At 55.5% G+C, this 839-nt stretch carries 1 protein-coding gene; it reads left to right on the forward strand.

Annotation, left to right across the window (positions count from 1 at the left end):
* The coding region (locus HMPREF0308_RS12655) for a recombinase family protein (protein ID WP_005532273.1) at nt 1–596 on the forward strand (596 nt) is incomplete at its 5' end.
* Nucleotides 597–839: the final 243 nt, after the last annotated feature.

Here is an 839-nt window from a genome sequence, read left to right on the forward strand (position 1 = left end):
TACCTCTAGACATTCCCGAACAGCCAGAGGTGGTTGCGGGCCAAAAAATTGGTTACGCGCGTGTTAGTTCCAAAGACCAGAATCTCGACCGACAGTTGGCGGCGTTGAAGAAGGAAAAAGTCTTCCGCGTCTTCACCGACACGGTGAGTGGTTCGTCCACCCAGCGCCCCGGCTTAGATGGGGCGCTTAATTATCTTCGTGCCGGCGATCAACTCATTGTGGTGAGTATGGATAGGCTTGCCCGCTCGCTTATCGACCTGCACCGCCTGGTCGATGAACTCACCGAACGCGGAGTATCCGTCAAGTTCCTCAAAGAAGGACAGACCTATTTATTAGATTCCAGTCCGGTGGCCAAGCTCATGCTTGGCCTACTCGGGTCGGTGGCGGAGTTTGAGCGTTCGATTATTCGTGAGCGCCAGGCCGAAGGTATCGCGAAAGCCAAGGCGCGCGGCGTTTATAAGGGGCGTGCGAAAGTCCTCAATGAGGAACAAGTAGCGCAGGCGCGCGGGTGGGTGAGCGCTGGTATTCCGAAAGCGGAGGTTGCCCGCCGACTCGGGATTGGGCGCACCACACTGTATAAGTACCTCAACCAGTAAGGCCTGACGTAACCCGGTCTCTGTGGAGCTGTGGGAGCGCCCCTAACCAGAGCACGGGATTAGCGGCGTGTGACGGTGGGCTTGCAAGGTAGTCCCCAGTTCAATTGACGAAGGAACATAATCAAGAAAACCGTCTACCCGTGGTTGACTTGTTTAGTCTCCCGTCGGTAGACTACTGTTATGAAGCGAAACGCCGTCATCAAGAAATTGAAAGCGGAAGCCAGGCGGCGCGGTCTTGAATTT

The organism is Corynebacterium striatum ATCC 6940 (genome assembly GCF_000159135.1).
GTDB classification, from domain to species: domain Bacteria; phylum Actinomycetota; class Actinomycetes; order Mycobacteriales; family Mycobacteriaceae; genus Corynebacterium; species Corynebacterium striatum.